At 49.1% G+C, this 17171-nt stretch carries 16 protein-coding genes and 1 riboswitch; of the genes, 8 read left to right on the top strand and 8 right to left on the bottom strand.

Annotated elements, in window-relative coordinates; all coding sequences use genetic code 11:
• Positions 1-40 precede the first annotated feature (40 nt).
• From CDA54_RS04380 to CDA54_RS19920, 4 genes are read right to left on the bottom strand one after another with little or no spacing between them, the layout of a single operon-like run.
• Positions 41-406: a DUF2750 domain-containing protein gene (locus tag CDA54_RS04380; protein WP_099033793.1), complete on the bottom strand. Its 366-nt coding sequence runs from the start codon at positions 404-406 to the stop codon at positions 41-43.
• 1 nt (position 407) lies between these two features.
• The gene (locus CDA54_RS04375; RefSeq protein WP_099033792.1) at positions 408-647 is read right to left on the bottom strand and encodes a TIGR02647 family protein; all 240 of its coding nucleotides are present in this window, start codon (positions 645-647) and stop codon (positions 408-410) included.
• Between the two features lie 55 nt (positions 648-702).
• Positions 703-1203 (bottom strand): hypothetical protein, encoded by a 501-nt coding sequence (locus CDA54_RS04370; RefSeq protein ID WP_099033791.1) that lies wholly within the window; start codon positions 1201-1203, stop codon positions 703-705.
• Positions 1204-1235: 32 nt separating this feature from the next.
• A complete protein-coding gene (locus CDA54_RS19920) occupies positions 1236-1361 on the bottom strand; it encodes a hypothetical protein (RefSeq protein ID WP_268235312.1) in 126 nt (41 codons plus the stop codon).
• 43 nt (positions 1362-1404) lie between these two features.
• On the opposite strand from CDA54_RS19920, the gene ubiD reads away from it, so the two are divergent.
• Positions 1405-2871, top strand: coding sequence for a 4-hydroxy-3-polyprenylbenzoate decarboxylase (ubiD, locus tag CDA54_RS04365; protein ID WP_099033790.1), 1467 nt, complete (start codon positions 1405-1407; stop codon positions 2869-2871).
• A gap of 17 nt (positions 2872-2888) precedes the next feature.
• Entirely contained in the window at positions 2889-3587 is a 699-nt protein-coding gene (fre, locus tag CDA54_RS04360; protein WP_099033789.1) for an NAD(P)H-flavin reductase, read from the top strand.
• A gap of 90 nt (positions 3588-3677) precedes the next feature.
• Here the strand turns inward: fre and CDA54_RS04355 are convergent, their stop codons facing one another.
• Both CDA54_RS04355 and CDA54_RS04350 read right to left on the bottom strand, forming a co-directional pair.
• Positions 3678-4304, bottom strand: coding sequence for a thiol:disulfide interchange protein DsbA/DsbL (locus CDA54_RS04355; RefSeq protein WP_099033788.1), 627 nt, complete (start codon positions 4302-4304; stop codon positions 3678-3680).
• A 128-nt stretch (positions 4305-4432) separates the two neighbouring features.
• Positions 4433-6313, bottom strand: a complete 1881-nt coding sequence (locus tag CDA54_RS04350; RefSeq protein ID WP_099033787.1) for a TonB-dependent receptor plug domain-containing protein — start codon at positions 6311-6313, stop codon at positions 4433-4435.
• Positions 6314-6372: 59 nt separating this feature from the next.
• A riboswitch (cobalamin riboswitch) is annotated at positions 6373-6562 on the bottom strand.
• Between the two features lie 169 nt (positions 6563-6731).
• Here CDA54_RS04350 and betB point away from each other — a divergent pair.
• Both betB and CDA54_RS04340 read left to right on the top strand, forming a co-directional pair.
• Positions 6732-8192 (top strand): betaine-aldehyde dehydrogenase, encoded by a 1461-nt coding sequence (betB, locus tag CDA54_RS04345; RefSeq protein WP_099033786.1) that lies wholly within the window; start codon positions 6732-6734, stop codon positions 8190-8192.
• Positions 8193-8291: 99 nt separating this feature from the next.
• Complete coding sequence (locus CDA54_RS04340; RefSeq protein WP_099033785.1) at positions 8292-8894, top strand: TetR/AcrR family transcriptional regulator; 603 nt, start codon at positions 8292-8294, stop codon at positions 8892-8894.
• 17 nt (positions 8895-8911) lie between these two features.
• Here CDA54_RS04340 and CDA54_RS04335 read toward each other — a convergent pair whose 3' ends face one another.
• A complete protein-coding gene (locus CDA54_RS04335) occupies positions 8912-9262 on the bottom strand; it encodes a hypothetical protein (RefSeq protein ID WP_099033784.1) in 351 nt (116 codons plus the stop codon).
• Between the two features lie 289 nt (positions 9263-9551).
• Between CDA54_RS04335 and ccoG the strand changes: the two genes are divergently transcribed.
• From ccoG to CDA54_RS04315, 4 genes are all read left to right on the top strand, one after another.
• The gene (gene ccoG / locus CDA54_RS04330) at positions 9552-10985 is read left to right on the top strand and encodes a cytochrome c oxidase accessory protein CcoG (RefSeq protein WP_099033783.1); all 1434 of its coding nucleotides are present in this window, start codon (positions 9552-9554) and stop codon (positions 10983-10985) included.
• Positions 10985-11962: a serine/threonine protein kinase gene (locus tag CDA54_RS04325; RefSeq protein WP_099033782.1), complete on the top strand. Its 978-nt coding sequence runs from the start codon at positions 10985-10987 to the stop codon at positions 11960-11962. Before ccoG ends, CDA54_RS04325 begins: the two co-directional genes overlap by 1 nt.
• An 89-nt stretch (positions 11963-12051) precedes the next feature.
• On the top strand, positions 12052-13233 hold the full coding sequence (gene cfa / locus CDA54_RS04320) for a cyclopropane fatty acyl phospholipid synthase (RefSeq protein WP_099033781.1): 1182 nt from the start codon (positions 12052-12054) through the stop codon (positions 13231-13233).
• Between the two features lie 48 nt (positions 13234-13281).
• A complete protein-coding gene (locus CDA54_RS04315; protein WP_143452257.1) occupies positions 13282-13989 on the top strand; it encodes a hypothetical protein in 708 nt (235 codons plus the stop codon).
• 124 nt (positions 13990-14113) lie between these two features.
• On the opposite strand, the gene CDA54_RS04310 is transcribed toward CDA54_RS04315, so the two are convergent.
• Positions 14114-17164: an efflux RND transporter permease subunit gene (locus tag CDA54_RS04310; protein WP_099033779.1), complete on the bottom strand. Its 3051-nt coding sequence runs from the start codon at positions 17162-17164 to the stop codon at positions 14114-14116.
• Between the last annotated feature and the right edge of the window lie 7 nt (positions 17165-17171).

The raw sequence follows: 17171 nt of genomic DNA, 5'->3' as shown, positions 1-17171 counted from the left end.
AGAGTGCTGCCAATAATAACAGTGTCCTGATGCCTTGGCATCAGCCTAGTTTCTCTGCCATTTCCCATGGGGCGATAATCAGACCCTCTTCACCCGGCACCGGGAACATGGCTATCTGGATACCATCTTCTTCGAGGCCCGGTAGCCAGCGCTGCTGCCAGTCTTCCTGGCTTATACAGTGCGCCCGGCAATGTGACCATTCATCATTAATCCAATCTTTGACAAAAGCTTCATCTGGCCAGACAGGGATGCAGTCTTCTTCGTCTGTAGTGAGTATCATAGCACCATCGTCGTCCACCAGAGTCCAGATCGCCTTTTGCTCAGACAAAGTCAGGAGCAGAAACGAAGATCGTTGCTCAGGGCTCTTAGCTAACAGGGTGTACTTATCTTCAGGTGTTGTATTCATGCTATTTCTCTCTTGTCAGGGCCGAAGATAAAACCTGCGCATGTTCGATAAGATCATGGCCTAAATCTGTAAGGTATCCACCGTCTGGCTGATCGATGATGCCTTTTTCATACAAACGCTTTGCGGCAGCAATGGTTGCAGGTTCAGCATCCTGATGAATCTTCAGCCCCTGATGCAGACTGGACAGGGGAAATTTCAATAACAGGTTCACTTCTTCAAGCATGGGCTGGGTAAAAGGCATGTCTAACTCCGTATTATTGTTACAGCATCAGCCAGGTAAATCGCCCGTGTTGGGGTCAATTATCTGAATCACTGATTTTCTTATACAGACCATCGAACAGACTAGACCAGCTCTGTCCCATGTCCTTACTGTACTGCCAGTGTTGACGGACAGTGTTACCTTCCATATTGGGTGTCCAGGTGATTCGGTGCAAGACTTTTTCGCCCTTGTCGGTGATTCCCTCACCGCTTAAGCGCATACTGCCTTGTTCAAAACGGCCCTCAAGGAGCAATAACATACCGCCGTTATCGACCCAGGTCTGATGCCAGAGATTGCGGGAGGCATCGTAAATATTCAAGCTCCGGCCCTCGTAACCTTTTTGCGTTGTGTAGTGCTCGCGGATAACGCAATTATCAAGGTCTTTACTGATATGATTCACACCGGCCAGTTTGCCATCACTGAAGACCTGCCAATGACCAACCCAGAAGTCGAATTGGCCGAAGGACTCAGATGTGCATCTGGCTGAGGCCGGATATGAAAGCAGAGTGAACAATATACAGACTGTTAAGATCCTCACAGGCTTCTCCGATATAATACTGACGTAATAGTTTAGTTCAGCCGTTGGTGAGTTGGCAGCAAGCTGGTATTGACCGGGTTGCCTTCGGAATAAAGGGGGGGTAAATCCGGTGCGGGAACAACCCCCATGGCTTTGCAGTTACAAAGTGTGACAATCATAAGTGATGAGCCTGAACAGCGCTGCGAGGAATAGAACAATTTTATGAAGTATAAAGACTTACGGGATTTTATCACTAAGCTGGAACAAGCGGGTGAGCTGAAGCGTGTGACTCAGGAAATTGATCCGGTGCTGGAAATGACTGAGATTGCCGATCGTGCATTGCGGGCTGGTGGGCCGGCTATCCTGTTTGAGAATCCAAAGGGGCACAGTATGCCGGTGCTGGTTAATCTCTTCGGCACACCAAAGCGTGTAGCATTGGGCATGGGGCAGGATTCGGTAGAAGCCCTGCGTGATGTCGGTAAGTTACTGGCCTATCTGAAGGAGCCGGATCCACCTAAAGGATTTAAAGAACTGTGGGAAAAACTGCCGTTGTTTCGCCAGGTGCTGAACATGCCCGCCAAGGAGCTGAAAAAGGCCCCTTGTCAGCAGGTGGTAAAAAGCGCCGGGGAGGTGGACCTGACACAGATTCCTATTCAGACCTGTTGGCCGGAAGATGCCGCTCCGCTGATAACCTGGGGCCTGACTGTAACGAGGGGCCCACACAAAAAGCGTCAGAATCTGGGTATTTATCGTCAGCAGTTATTAGGGCCTGATAAACTGATTATGCGCTGGTTGAGTCATCGTGGCGGCGCCCTCGATTTTCGCGAATGGTGTGAGCAGAACCCGGGGCAGAATTTCCCGGTGGCAGTAGCATTGGGAGCCGACCCGGCAACCATTCTCGGGGCCGTTACGCCAGTGCCTGATACGCTGTCTGAATATGCCTTTGCCGGGTTATTGCGTGGTGACAAAACCGAAGTGGTGAAGTGCATCAGTAATGACCTGCAAGTGCCTGCCAGTGCTGAAATTGTACTGGAAGGCTATATCGCCCCGGGGGAGACTGCTCCGGAAGGGCCTTATGGCGATCACACCGGTTACTACAATGAGGTGGACGACTTTCCGGTGTTTACTGTTACCCATATTACCCATCGCAAAGATCCTATCTATCATTCCACCTATACCGGACGGCCACCGGATGAACCAGCGATTCTGGGCGTTGCGCTTAACGAAGTATTTGTTCCGATTCTGCAGAAGCAGTTTCCGGAGATTGTGGATTTCTATCTGCCCCCGGAAGGCTGCTCTTACCGCATGGCCGTGATCACGATGAAGAAACAATATCCCGGTCATGCCAAACGGGTAATGATGGGGGTATGGTCGTTTTTACGCCAGTTTATGTATACCAAGTTTGTGGTGGTCTGTGATGATGATGTGGACGCCCGTGACTGGCAGGACGTGATTTGGGCAATTACTACCCGCATGGATCCGGCCAGGGATACCACCATGATTGAGCATACGCCGATTGATTATCTGGATTTTGCCTCACCGGTTTCCGGCCTGGGTTCAAAAATGGGACTGGATGCTACCAATAAGTGGCCCGGTGAGACCAACAGAGAATGGGGGCGCCCTATAGTGATGGATGATAAGATCAAACAAAAGATAGACAGTATCTGGGACCAACTGGGGCTGGATTAAGGTAAAGAACACAGAAGATGTCAGAATTTGAATGCAAAGTAGTGACCATTGAACCTCTTACTGCCAACGTACAGCGGATCCTGTTGAGGCCCGAGAATGCGCCGGATTTCAAAGCCGGTCAATATATCCGCGTGGTGATGGATGAAGGTGATAAACGCCCCTTTTCTATTGCCAATGCCCCGGACGAATCAGGCTTGATCGAACTGCATATCGGTGCCGCGGAGCATAATCCCTGGGCGATGCAGGTGATTGAAAAAATGCAGGCCGAGAAAAGTATTGTGCTTGATGGTCCCCATGGTAACGCATTTGTACGTGAAAGCACGCCTCACCCGACTATCCTGATGGCGGGGGGAACTGGCTTCTCATATACCTGGAGTATTCTCCAGCAACTGCTCAAATCAGCTTTAAAAGAACCATTATTCCTGTATTGGGGGACACGTACCGCAGCAGATATGTATGCGCTGGAAGAGTTAGAAGCGTTGGCTCAGCAGCACCCTAAATTTAAATTTATTCCGGTGCTGGAGAGTCCGGAAAAGGGATGGCAGGGGCGGACGGGCCTGGTACACCAGGCCGTGTTGCAGGACTTTGTCAGCTTAGAGCCTTATCAGGTATATATTGCCGGTCGTTTTGAAATGGCCGGTGCGGCGCGGGAAGATTTTCATCAGCAGGGACTGATGCTGGAAAACCTTTACGGAGATGCTTACGATTTTATCTGAGTCCTGAACAGCACTCTGAACGGATATCCCCAGATACAAAAAAAGCCAGTCCGCGACTGGCTTTTTTATTCGATTATTGTAGGGCGTTACTTACTTCTGTTCGGTCAGCCAGACTACCAGATCAACCATTTGATCCGGGGTCATGTCGCGGGTGAATTTGGCTTTATATTTGCCGTTAATGATAAAGGCCGGAACACCACCTAAATGCTGGCGATACTTTTCAATATTTTTATTGTTACGACCCATCATGTTGTTCACGCCGAAACTGTCTGCGAGTTTATCGAACTTCTCGGCTTCAACCCCCTGAAGCTGAAAGATATTACGCAGATCGCGCATTTCCGTAATGCTGGCATTCTGCTTATGGATATAATCGAAGATGGCTTTATTCAGCTTGTCTTCCTGCTTTAACGCGCGGCCGACTAACATGGCGCGGGTGGCGCTGTCCTGTGTTTCCTTCTCAGCAAAGCCCATAAAGTTTACATGCACTTTGTTGAACTTAACGTTGTCGTCGGTTTTGCTTTTCATCTGTGCCACTAAAGGCTCGAAAGCATTACAGGCCGGACACCAGAACGAGAAAAACTCCATTATTTCCGGTTTAGCCGTTGCTTCATCGGCAATCACTTCGTAATGGGTACCTTCCTGCCAGGGTTGCTGCTGCGCGCAGGCTTGCAGGGGAAAAATAAGGGCAAAGGCCAGCAGGCCAAACAACTTTTTCATAACGCATATCATCCTGTAGTTTAAACCGCAGCAAGATTACCACTATTTTCAGCAAATGCCGATCCTGCTGCGCTGTTATGCTCGGATAGTCAGTTTGGGTTCAGTTAGCCAATCCTTTAAGGGTTATTCTAGAACCGGTAACCCGCAGAGAACCAGAACTGTTGCTGCTGACCCACAAAACCAAGCACATCCTCATGATCTTTATCGAACAGATTTTCAGCTCGTAAAGCCAGTTTCCAGTTACTGGTCAGATCATAGTTTACGGTCAGATCAACCAGCGTGTATGCCGGAAGTTTTACTGTGCTGAAAGTGAGAAAGTTGGTATCCAGCTGGGTGCCCTGATAACTGGCTTTAACGTATAGCTCGACGGGAACCTGACTAAAGGTATAGTTTGCAGAAACGTGTCCTGAGTGTTTTGCCCGGCGTAATTCCGGTTGCAGCTCGCCGGTAAAATCGGGTTGCTGTGAGTTCAGGTAGCTATATGCCGCGGTCAGTTGCCACTGACTCCAGTTACCCGCTATCTCTAGTTCTCCGCCCTGGCGCTCACTGTCATCCTCAAGATTAATGGAACTGGTGAAATCCGCACTGTTGCTGATCTCGTCTTCCAGACGCGATTTGTACAGCGCCGCGCTCAACAGCCAGTGTTGCGATAACTGAATGTCGCCGCCGATTTCCACGCTGACAGAGTGCTCTGCCTGCAGGTCAGGATTACCGACAAAACTACCAGGGTAATATCCAAACAATTCTGTGAAAGTTGGATTTTTGATTGCTTTACCGACACTGACATACAATTTATGACCGCTGCCCGGTGAATAACTGATGCCGGTTTGATAACTCTCTGCGTTATCAAAGAAGTTATTATTGTCATGGCGATAACTGGCGGAAACAGACCAGTCTTCACTAAACAGGTGCAGCCAGTCTAACCCTATACTGTTAGCATCATTACTGCGTGACTGATTCGAAAAGCCTGCAGGATCCTGTTGTTCGAAATCTTCTTCTGTTCGCTCGGCCAACAGGCTCAGATGGCTGTTAGCCTGATATTTGTAGCTTCCCTGCCAGTAGAGCCGCAACTTCTCACTTTCATTCGCGTTGGTGTACGTACCATTGGCAAAGTTGAGGTTATCATTGTGATTGAGCTCCAGGCCTACATCCTGCTGCCACTCATTGTCTTCAGGATTATACAGCCAGTTAAGTTTGCCCTGATACTGTTCTATATCGGTATGATGGTCAGAGTCCTGCGGCAGCCCGGTAACGGCATAGTCTGTTTCATCGTATTCGCTGTTGGCACTGATATGTCTAAGGGTGAGATTAACTTTTGAGGCCGGAGTGATTTTCCAGCCCAGGCGGCCACTGAACTGCCTGTTCTTATAGCCATCCTCTTCACTACCCTGACGCGATACGTTTTGCCCGTCGCTGTCATAGTCGCTGGCATTCAGTGCATAGTTCAAATCGCCATGGTTACCACTGACACCGGCGGCCAGATTGGTGCTGTCAGCCTCCCCGACTGCGAGGCTGACCCGGCCCGATAACGGCTGATCTGCCTGTAAGGTTGTGATACTGATCACTCCCCCTACAGCACCGCTTCCCCAAAGTGCACTCTGGGGTCCGCGCAGAATTTCAATACGTGCAATGTTGTCCAGATGCAGGTGAGCGAAGTCCACGCCACCGTCACTGAGATCATTGATCTCTACACCATCTACCATTACCAGAACATGATTGGCTTCACTGCCGCGCATTCTCACCTGAGTGACTGAGCCTCGTGCGCCCGACCGACTCAGGCTGATACCAGCCTGACCACGCAACAGTTCGGTTACGTTAATGGCTCCTGATGCCTCTATCTGTTGACGATCTATGCTGGTCAGGGCGGAGCTGAGCTGAGTTTGATCTACGGGCAGTCTCGCGCCAATAACACTGATGGTTTCGATTTGTTGTGTTTGTGCCTGTGCCTGATGGCAGGAAAAAAGCACCATTGCGATGGCCACAGCGGGCCTGGAATAGGAGTAAGTCATAATAGTACATCCAGATTAGCACTCCACCCGAGTGCGATTTTGTCACGCCGAAACGTTTTGTTCGGCAACCTGATCAGGCCGGTATCCGGGCTGGCAAGGCTTATCTGAGTGAACAAATAAGGTGTTGCAGCGCCTTCCCATCATTGTCTGACAGTGGCGTTATGCTGCAGTCTCTTGCTTACCGTTGCGGGGGCAGCGTCTTGCGAACTTCCCGTTTAACTTTTGTATACCCATCTCTGCTGTGTAATAACCCAGAGAATTCGGTTTTATCACCAAAAGCACCATAATCGGCGGCAATTATAATTAAGTGCTATAAAAAAGATAGGTTTGAACAGGATTAATTATGCATTAGCAATGGCTTTTAATCCTTCAGCCTGCAGCTATGCTTTAGGTTGATGAAAAAATGAGGAAACAATCAATGACACAGTGCTACAGAAATTATATTCATGGCAAGTTTGTTGATAACACCACTGGTGAAACCTTTGAAGTGATAAATCCAGCCACAGGTGAGGTGGTATATGAGGTTCAGGTTGCCGATGAAACGGTGCAACAGGCTGCAATAGAAAGTGCCCGTAAGGGATTTGCTCAATGGTCGGCAATGATGCCTGTGGAGCGAAGCCGCATTCTGTATAAAGCTGTGGCACTTTTGCGTGAACAGAATGATGAACTGGCCAGGTTGGAATCGATCGATACCGGAAAACCGATACAGGAGACTATTGCTGTAGACATTGTTACCGGAGCCGATGCGATTGAATTTTTTGCCGGGCTGGCTGCCAGTATTGAGGGCAATCAGCAGGACCTGGGTGGCGACTTTTATTACACCCGACGTGAACCACTGGGGATTTGTGCCGGTATTGGTGCCTGGAATTATCCCATTCAGATTGCATGCTGGAAAGCGGCTCCTGCACTGGCCTGTGGGAATAGTATGATTTTCAAACCCTCAGAAGAAACGCCCATGGGGGCTATGCAACTGGCGCAAGTATTTACCCGGGCAGGCATGCCGGATGGGGTGTTTAATGTTGTGCATGGTGATGGCCGCGTTGGCGCCTGGCTGGCAGAGCATGAAGCCATTGCCAAAGTTTCATTTACCGGTGAAGTGGGCACAGGCAAAAAGGTGATGGCTGCAGCATCGAATACGCTCAAGGATGTGACGATGGAGCTTGGCGGTAAATCGCCGTTAATTGTTTTTCAGGATGCTGATATTGAAGAAGCCGTTTCTGCGGCCATGTTGGGAAATTTCTATTCACAGGGTGAAGTCTGCACCAACTGCACCAGGGTCTTTGTGCACGAGGCGGTGTTTGACGCTTTTATGCAACAGCTCTTAGAACGAACGCAGAACAATATTATTGCCGGTGACCCGTTGCATCCTGATACCAACCTTGGCGCGCTTATCTCCGCTAAACATCGTGATCTGGTGTTAGATTACATCGAACAAGGCAAACAGGAGGGAGCAACCCTGGCATATGGCGGAAGCGCTATTCAGCCCCATAGTGCCCCTGGTGGTTATTTCGTAGAACCGACCATTTTTACCGATTGCAGTGATGATATGACGATAGTGAAACAAGAGATCTTCGGCCCGGTGATGTCGGTGCTGCGTTTCAGTGATGAGCAGGAAGTTATTCAGCGGGCTAATAACACCAGTTATGGTCTTGCAGCCGGTTTAATGACCCGGGATGTGCGTCGCGCACACCGTGTTGTACATCAGCTACAGGCCGGAATTTGCTGGGTGAACAGTTATGGTGCTTCACCGGCCGAGATGCCGGTTGGTGGTTATAAACTGTCAGGAATTGGCCGGGAAAATGGCATCGAAACACTGAAACATTTCACCCAGCTTAAGGCGGTTTACTTGGGTATGAATAAGCTGGAGAGTCCTTTCTGATAAAGTGACAAAAAAGCCTCTTGGCAAGGGTAGACGATACCGTATACTTGCTACTGATGAGTTTCAGAGTTAAGAACAGGTATTCTCTGAGGAGAGGTTGTGGGGCGCAGTGACAATAAGCATGAAGACATTCTTTGTGCAGCGATAAGCGAGTTCGGTGAAAAAGGTATGATGGCCACTACCATGGAGTCAATAGCAGTCCAGGCAGGGGTATCCAAGCGCACGTTGTATAAACATTATCCCTGTAAGGAAAACCTGCTTGATGATGTGGTCAGTTTGCTGTTGAAACGTGTCGAACCACTTAAAAATATCACCTTTAACCCACACCAGCCCTTATTGGATCAACTGAGAACTATCGGGGAAAAAACCCTTCATCTGATCTGTGATGAGGATTATCTGCGCTTATCACGGATAATTATTATCGAATCCATGCGCTGCGAGAAAGCCGCCAAATTGCTTAATCAGAAATTCAGTGATTGTGAAAAGCAGTTGTACAACTGGTTTTCTCAGGCCTCAGAAGCCGGAGTGTTGGGGAACATAGAGCCCGGGCTGGCGGCAACCTTATTCTATGGTGCGATTAAAGAAGCTGCCTACTGGGATCAGGTTGCTCAATGGAAACCCATGCTTGATAAGGCTCAGGGGAAAGTACTTATCGATAGAATTTGTCAGTTTTTCATTGACGGGGTGCAGCAGTCTGAATAATCAATCTTCCGCACCGTTCAGAATTCCAGTTTGCGTATTTCTGAGCATAAGTAGATACGGGTGTTTCCATATACGAAAGGGTTTTTATCTTCCGTCATACAATAATAGCGTTCGAAATGCTCAAGCTTACTGCGACTGGAAGTCATATTCATGATGTAGTCGCGCTGATATTCATTGAGGTTGGCGATAGTCGGATTGATACGTTCCTGCAGTTCTGAAAGGGTTTTACGCTCACCCATCTCCGCCACATGGGATATCCACCCCGACAGCGAGTTTTGCATATCAACCAGTAAATACTGGGCAAAAGAAGAGCGCAGTATTATTAGCAACAATGCAATTTCCAGTAACAGTACAACGGTACGTTTCATCTGTCTCATTACCTCTTAAAACAGACTGAATTATACCCCACAGCTGTGGAACTGCCTATGGCTATTACTTATACAATTAGATAACCAAGTTTACTGGTCAATATTTGACCAGTTCAGGTTGAGGTGATACCAGGAGTTTTGATGCAGAACAAAGCAATGATATTGGGCTGATGTTATACTGCCATCCACGCTGGGTTATGATCTTCAGTGTTTTTTATGAGTGAAAATCCAAGAGTAGTCGACACTGTATAATAACGGTGATTGCGACGGGTATAGCAAAGAGATCTTTATGAACAATGAAATTCCTGTGAAAGATGTTACGCGGGTAAAGATCCATCAGCCTGAACAAGGCCGCCATGAGCAACAGGATCCCTCCAGAAAGCGGATATATGTGCGGGCGGTGCAGGGGCCTCTGGAAACCTTTCGTCGCTATTTCGGGTTTATTTTTGTAGGCTTATTCGCGCTGATTCCCTGGCTCAGGTATAACGGCCAGCAGGCCATCTTGCTGGATATCGCCGAGCAGCGTTTCAGCTTTTTCTCTCTGACTCTGTGGCCTCAGGACCTCACTTTGCTGGCCTGGATTTTTATTATCGCCGCCTTTGCGCTGTTTTTTGTGACCACCTTTGCCGGGCGCGTGTGGTGTGGATTTATGTGCCCCCAAACCACCTGGACCTATATGTTCGTGTGGCTGGAAGAAAAATTCGAAGGCGGGCGCCATCAGCGGATGAAATTGGATCAGCGCCCACTGGATTTCGACAAGTTCTGGCGCAAGGGTCTCAAACATTTAAGCTGGCTGATAATCGCTTTACTCACCTCGCTTACTTTTGTTGGCTACTTTACTCCCATTGGTGAGTTATTTATTGACTTCTTTGTCTTTGAAACTGGCTTCTGGGCAGCATTTTCTGTCTGGTTTTTTACATTCTGTACTTATGGCAATGCCGGGTGGATGCGTGAGATCATGTGTACGCATATCTGCCCCTATGCCAGATTCCAATCGGTAATGTTTGATAAAGATACCTTTACGGTGAGTTATGACCCCGAACGGGGGGAGCAACGAGGGCCCCGATCCCGCAAAACAGGCAGGGAGGAACTGAAAGCCAAAGGTCTGGGGGATTGTATCGACTGCCATCTGTGCGTACAGGTTTGCCCCACTGGTATCGATATTCGTAATGGCCTGCAATATGAGTGCATAAATTGTGGTGCCTGTGTAGATGCCTGTAATGGTGTGATGGATAAAATGGGGTATCCCTCGGGACTGATTCGCTACACAACAGAAACCCGCCTTGGCGGTGGAACCACCCATATAGTGCGGCCAAAGCTGGTGGGATACGCTGTGGTGCTGGCAGCCATGATCGGTTTTCTGGTATTTGAAATTCTCACCCGGGTACCCCTTCAGGTAGATATTATCCGCGATCGGAATCAGCTCTACAGGGAGACCAATGATGGTCTGGTTGAAAATGTCTACACCCTGAAAATACTCAACAAGTCGCAACAGCTGCAACGTTACAATATCTCTGTTGAAGGTCTGGAGGATCATCGTCTGATTGGTAATAACCAGGTACAGGTGCAGGGCGGTGAAGTCTATGTAGAACCAGTGAGTGTTGCCGTTGACCCATACAATCTGGAAAGCACAATGCAGGATATTACTATTGTGGTTGAAGGCGTTGATGATCAGGGGGAATCTATTGAGGTTCGCACTAAAACCCGGTTCCTGTATCGCTGATGGCGGATTTCAGTTATGCCAACCTTACCCCGGATCTGATTCTGGATGCCATCGAGAGTACCGGCATTCTGGTGGACTCAGGCCTGCTCGCCCTCAATAGTTATGAAAACCGGGTCTATCAGTTCAGCGATGACCATAAACGACGTATGGTGGTGAAATTTTACCGGCCGGCGCGCTGGAGCAATGAGCAAATACAGGAAGAGCATGATTTTGCTCTGGAACTCCAGGAACAGGAAATTCCGGTTGTAGCGCCTATGGTGCTGGCAGGGAATACCTTGCATCAGTACCAGGGGTATGCCTTTGCTTTGTTTCCTTCAGTGGGCGGCCGCCAGTTTGAAGTCGACAATCTGGATCAGCTTGAATGGATGGGGCGCTTTATTGGCCGTATCCATGGAGTGGCTGCAACCCGGCCTTTTGATTTTCGCCCTGACGTCAGTGTCGAAGCCTTTTTGTATCAGCCGCGTCAGGTGCTGCAAGACACGAGCCTGGTGCCGGAAGAACTCAGATTGCCACTGTTTACCGTAATGGACCAGGTGATCACGCAAACATCTGAACAATTTCACAATGGCACGTTTAAGCCCATTCGTTTACATGGAGACTGTCATCCCGGAAATATACTCTGGCGTGATGGCCCTACCTTTGTGGATCTGGATGATTGCCGAATGGGGCCGCCGGTTCAGGATTTGTGGATGATGCTTTGTGGAGACCGGCCACAAAGGTTGTTGCAGCTGGATACGCTGATTAGTGCGTATGAGGAATTCTGTGATTTTGATCATCGCCAGTTAGTTTTAATTGAACCGCTGAGGGCGATGCGGATGATTCACTACATGGCCTGGCTAAGCCGGCGCTGGGAAGATCCCGCATTTCCGCGAGCCTTTCCATGGTTCAGTACCGCCAAATATTGGGAACAACAGATTCTGTCGCTGAAAGAACAGCTTTCCGCGCTGCAGGAAGAACCGCTGACTTTGATGCCCTGATTTGCTTTCTGTCTGTCGCTCCCTTAGCATAAAATCAGATTCGGAGCAGTATCACACTTTCATGCAGTACTTCATCAATGGAGGGAGTCATGGCAGAGACAGCAGGTACAGACAACAATCTCGGGAGTGACAGCAGTGTGCCTCCCGGCAAGGCCGACAACGTACCGGAATGGCTGCAGCAACTACTCAGCAATACCGGTATAAGAGTCAATGGTCCCAACCCCTGGGATCCGCAAATTCATGATCCGCGATTTTATCGAAGAGTCCTTCAGGAAGGCTCCCTGGGGGCGGGTGAAAGCTATATGGATGGCTGGTGGGATTGTGCCAGACTGGATGAGTTTTTTACCCGCCTGATGAGTCGACATCTGGAGAAAGAGATCACCGGTAAATGGGTGGCGGTGAAGCACTGGATGATGGCCAGGCTGGTGAATCTGCAATCTGTCAGCCGTGCCTTTCAGGTGGGCGAGCAACATTATGATGTGGGTAACGATCTGTATCAGGCGATGCTTGACTCCACTATGTGTTATTCCTGCGGTTATTGGCATCAGGCAGAAGAATTGCACCAGGCACAGCGGGCAAAACTGGATTTAGCGTGCCGTAAGATGGAACTCCAGACTGGTGACAAGGTACTGGATATCGGCTGCGGATGGGGTAGCTTTGCCGAGTTTGCCGCCCGCGAATATCAGGCCAGTGTAACAGGTGTGACGATCTCCAAAGAGCAGCAAAAACTGGCCAGAGATCGTTGTGAGGGTTTGCCGGTGGACATTCGACTGCAGGACTATCGCAGCCTGCAGGGGAAGTTCGATAAGCTGGTTTCTATTGGCATGTTTGAGCATGTGGGGCAGAAAAATTATGATACCTATTTTCGAAAAGCCAGAGCCCTGATGGAGGATGAGGGAATATTTGTTCTGCACACCATTGGTAAAATGGAGTCTCAGCTAGGTACCGATCCCTGGATTCATAAATATATATTTCCCAATGGCGCTATCCCTTCTCTGACCCAGATCAGTGAGGCCTGTGAACCTTATTTTATTGTCGAAGATGTACATAACTTTGGCCAGGATTATGACCGCACGCTGATGAGCTGGCTGGAAAATTTCAGGGCTGCATGGCCGACATTAAAAAAGCAGTATAACGAACGCTTTTATCGTATGTGGACGTATTACCTTCAATGTTGCGCCGGCGGCTTCAGAAGCCGCAACCTGCAACTTTTTCAGTTAGTGCTGCGCAAGCCAGGCTCAGCTCTGAGCCGATATCATAGTCCCAGGTAGCCAGGCTTTGCTCTGTTCAGGCACACACAATGCGGGATGATCAGTTTTTTGTCTGAGCAATTTACATCAGCTGATAAGGATATTGCAGTGAAAATATTATGGATGGGCTTATTGTTATTGGCGGTTGTCGTTGTTTTCGCCGTCAGACTGTTGTGGCAAGGTGATATTGGCGAAACGCAAAAGACAGAGGAGATTTCATCGCACTCCACTGAAATTACAGCCAATTCATGGAAGACCGCTGGTAATGACTCTAAAGCTTCCTCACCAGTTAAACCTGACCTCAATTTCAGCACTGATATTGCAAACGAAAAAACGGAAGAACAAGGCAAGACCAATCATCTGCAAACTCATATAGAAAAGCTTAACAGTGCTGAAGAGGAGATCGTACTGGCAGGTGAAGAGACAATGGCGCTCTACTACCGGCAGGATATTAGTCCGTCAGAGAAATATCAGGCGCTGGCAGAATTTAAGGAGCTGCTGGAAACCTATGAACTGGATGCAAAGATGGGCCTGGTGGACAAGGCTTTTGGTTCTGAAGGTGAGCTTTATTCTTCGACATTCTTCCTTTTGCATGCCCGAATGCATTTGTTGAGCGAAACCATGGCTGATGATGAATCTGCCAGACGTCATATACGCCAGGCGTTGCAGTATTACAATAAGAATGCATCTGAAAGCGGCGGACCGGTACTAACTGCAGCAGATTTAAAGAAGATGATTGTTGCGCTCGACAAGAAGGTTTCCGCCAGAGCAGACTAAATCAACGATTAAGTCTGGCGTGACAATCCAGCCAGTGCGTTTTCACTGGGAAACTATTCAGTCCGCTCCATCAGCTCTCCCTGTACCTTCTCCTAAGGTTGGGTTTAAATAAGAACTTATATTCTTAACTACGCTGAATGCGGTAAAAAGCCGTATACAGAACCGGCACTACGCCTAAGGTTAACAGGGTGCCGATGCCCAGGCCGAATGCAATGGCGCTGGCCATGCCGTAAAACAGCGGATCCTTGCTGACAATCAATGGCATCAGACCCATTATTGTGGTGATAGTGGTCATGGTGATAGGCCTGACCCGCATTAAACAGGCATCAATCACCGCCTGGTAGTCAGATTTGCCGTCCCCTTTCTCCAGATTAATCCTGTCGATCAGGACGATGGCATTATTAATAATAATCCCTGCCAGACTATACAGCCCCAGAGATACCATAAAACCAAAGGGTGCCTGCATGACAAACAGACCAACAACGGCACCGATAAATGACAAAGGTATGGTGAGCACAATCACCATTGCAGGCCGGTAGGCATTAAATTGCGCTATCAGCAATACCAGAATTAATCCCAGCACCATGGGCATACTGGCACTAAGCGCCCGTTGAGCGGCGGCAGATTCAGTAATGGCACCGTCATATTCAACACTATGATTAACCGGCAGGTCGGCAGCGAGGGCCTGGATATCAGCGTCGATACGGCGTTGAAGATCTTCAGCAGACAGGTGAATATTGCGAGCCTCAACACTGACGGTCCTGAACATGTCTTCGCGGTGAATAATGGCGTATTGATTTACCGGTGCAAACTCCGCCACCTGAAATAATGGTACCGCCCGGCCGGTGCTGTGGGAATAGACATTGCGGGTGCGCAGGCGGTCAAGGTTTGACCGCTCTGCATCTTCAGCCCGAAGCATAATCGGAATGATTTCATCCTGTTCACGAAATTCGGTGATGGTGAGCCCGGAGAAATAGCCCTGAAGTGCATTAGCAATGTCTTGTGATGTGACCCCGGCGCGGCGCGCGCGATGCTGGTCAACCCGCACTTCCACTTTGGCAATGCGGTTTTCCCAGTCACTGCGGATATCCAGGGTGTCGGGGATCTGTTGCAACAAAGCCATAATTTGCTGTGCCTTGTTATAAATAACATCTTTGTCAGGTCCCTTTACCTGAATTTTTATGGTGCTGGAGTCAGAAGGGCCGAGGAACATTTTTTTCACTCGCGCTACCAGGTTAGGGAAATCCCGCTCCAACTCATTATTTAACTTAAGCGTCAGTGCCTGAAGGTCCTGACCTGGTTGGGTGTTGAGTACGATAAACCCTTTGTTTTCGGCAGGATCTTCCGGGTTGAGTGACAACACAAACCTGGGGCCACTAAACCCCACATAGCCGGAGTATGATTCAATCACATCATCGAACCTTTCCTGATCCAGCCAGGTGAATACTTCCTGCATCTGACGATTGGTGGCCCGCGCGGAGGTGCCGCTGGGCAGATCGATATTAATCAGTACCTGAGTACGATCAGAGTTGGGAAAAAACTGTTTGGGTAAGTGGCTTATAGCCATTATTGACAGTACAAACAGTAATGTCAGAGCGCCCATAAACAGACCTTTGTGCGCCAGTGCCCAGGTCAGAAAAGAGGCGTATTTATCATGTACTGCCCATTGCTTTTTGGGATTGTCGCTGTCTTGTTTTGCATCCACGCGAATAAAGAAAAAACAGAGTACTGGTGTGATGCACAGGGCCAGCACCCAACTGGTTAGCAGGGTAATCAGGATCACCAGCGAAATTGAACGGGTATACTCACCGGCAACATGATCCGCCAGCATCAACGGCAGAAAAAATAAAACTGTAGTGGCGGAAGAACTCAGCAGCGGCAATGCCAGCTCCCTGCCGCTCTGGCACATGGCTTTAAAGCGTTCCTGGCCTCCTTCCAGGCGGCGTTTAAAATCCTCCGCCAGCACAATGCCATTGTCTACCAGAAGCCCCAACGCGATGATCAGTGTGGCCAGACTCATCCTCTCCAGCTTGATGTCCACAAACTGCATTATCGTCAGGCTGGCCAGCATCACCATGGGTATGATGGTGCCGACAATCAGCCCGGTACGCACACCGAGAAACAGCACAACCACTACCAGTACAATAGCCAGTGTCTGTAATACGCTGATGGACACCCCATCCACGGTCTTTTGTACCTGTTCAGCCTGATAGGTGGCGATATCCAGTTGATACCCGACCGGAATCGTGGCTTCAATCTGGTTGATTTTGTCCGTCATCCTCGGCGCATATTCGAGAATGTTATAGCCGGGGAGCATGGCGATAGCGAAAAAGATGGCGGGCTTGCCATTAAAATACGCTGGTTTTTCTGGTGGGTCTTCAAATCCCCGTTTGATCTCGACGACATCTTTGAGGGCGATAAACTCACCACTACCGGGTATCGTAATATGGGTATCGGCGATTTCGCTGAGACTGTTGAAATTGCCGGAAGGCTCGATAATAAAGCTGCGGGTGCCAGTATCTACCTGGCCACCGGGACTGATAATATTCTGGTTCTGCAATTCACTGATCAGCGACTGAGGAGAAATGCCCAGTTGGGCAAGCCGCGCATTGGAAGCCTGCAGATAGATACGCTGCTCCTGTTGACCCAACAGATCTATTTTTTTTGTACCCTCAACACCGTAGAGGCTGTCACGGATATGCTTAGCCATCTCATGCATGGCTGCCATATCAAAACCATCAGACGTCAGAGCCAGGGTGATTACGGAAACGTCGCCAAACTCGTCATTCACGACCGGTGTGCGGGTGCCCTCCGGCAAATGACGTTGGGCCTCCAGAACCTTATTGCGTAAATCCTGCCAAATCGCATCCAGATTAAAGTAGCGATCATAGATTTTCACATGGATTATTGACAGTCCGGTTGAGGAAGAGGAAGTCAGCTTTTTCACTTCCGGAATTTTGCGAATTTCCTCTTCCAGCTTTTTGGTGATCAATTGTTCAACCCGCTCCGGCGCCATACCCGGATAAGCCGTGCTGACAATAGCTTCACGTATGGTAATGTTGGGGTCTTCCTGAGCCGGCATGGTGAAGTATGCGTAGACACCGTTAATCAGCAGTAAAGCCAGAAGCACAAACAGGGTTTTGCGGTAGGTAAAGGCCAGTTCGGTTAGATTCATATCTGAC

The sequence above is a fragment of the Lacimicrobium alkaliphilum genome, from assembly GCF_002591895.1.
Lineage (GTDB): Bacteria > Pseudomonadota > Gammaproteobacteria > Enterobacterales > Alteromonadaceae > Lacimicrobium > Lacimicrobium alkaliphilum.
This window is presented reverse-complemented; position numbering and strand designations above follow the sequence as displayed.